This window comes from Streptococcus oralis, assembly GCF_003943395.1.
Classification (GTDB): domain Bacteria; phylum Bacillota; class Bacilli; order Lactobacillales; family Streptococcaceae; genus Streptococcus; species Streptococcus oralis_BF.
In genome coordinates this window covers 1-666 of record NZ_RJPJ01000032.1, presented here as the reverse complement: position 1 = coordinate 666, position 666 = coordinate 1, and the positions used below count along the sequence as shown (strand labels likewise).

Sequence of the window (666 nt, the reverse complement as noted above, 5' to 3'; positions counted from 1 at the left end):
GGCAGACGCACAGGACTTAAAATCCTGCGATTGGAAACGATCGTACCGGTTCGATCCCGGTCCTCGGCATATAATAATGAGCACCCTTAGCTCAACTGGATAGAGTACCTGACTACGAATCAGGCGGTTAGAGGTTCGAATCCTCTAGGGTGCATTTTTTCTATTTAACTCGGGAAGTAGCTCAGCTTGGTAGAGTACTTGGTTTGGGACCAAGGTGTCGCAGGTTCGAATCCTGTCTTCCCGATTGATGGCGGTGTAGCTCAGCTGGCTAGAGCGTCCGGTTCATACCCGGGAGGTCGGGGGTTCGATCCCCTTCGCCGCTATAAAGATCTTGTTGGACCTTTAGCTCAGCTGGTTAGAGCTCTCGGCTCATAACCGAGTGGTCGTAGGTTCAAGTCCTACAAGGTCCATTGTATATTTTGGAGGATTACCCAAGTCTGGCTGAAGGGAACGGTCTTGAAAACCGTCAGGCGTGTAAAAGCGTGCGTGGGTTCGAATCCCACATCCTCCTTTTTATTATTAACGCGGGATGGAGCAGCTCGGTAGCTCGTCGGGCTCATAACCCGAAGGTCGTAGGTTCAAATCCTGCTCCCGCAATTTGGCTCGGTAGCTCAGTTGGTAGAGCAATGGATTGAAGCTCCATGTGTCGGCGGTTCGATTCCGTCT

At 51.5% G+C, this 666-nt stretch carries 6 tRNA genes; all 6 read left to right on the top strand.

The features are described 5' to 3' along the window. The first annotated feature begins 80 nt into the window (after window positions 1-80). The 6 genes from D8802_RS10035 (at window position 81) to D8802_RS10010 (ending at window position 597) form a co-directional block, all read left to right on the top strand. Window positions 81-154 (top strand) — tRNA-Arg (locus D8802_RS10035). A 16-nt stretch (window positions 155-170) separates the two neighbouring features. Continuing rightward, a tRNA-Pro gene (locus D8802_RS10030) sits at window positions 171-244 on the top strand. A 5-nt stretch (window positions 245-249) separates the two neighbouring features. Next, window positions 250-323, top strand: a tRNA-Met gene (locus tag D8802_RS10025). A 13-nt stretch (window positions 324-336) separates the two neighbouring features. Further along, a tRNA-Ile gene (locus tag D8802_RS10020) sits at window positions 337-410 on the top strand. An 11-nt stretch (window positions 411-421) separates the two neighbouring features. Further along, a tRNA-Ser gene (locus D8802_RS10015) sits at window positions 422-511 on the top strand. A 12-nt stretch (window positions 512-523) separates the two neighbouring features. Beyond that, window positions 524-597 (top strand) — tRNA-Met (locus D8802_RS10010). The last annotated feature ends 69 nt before the right edge of the window (window positions 598-666 follow it).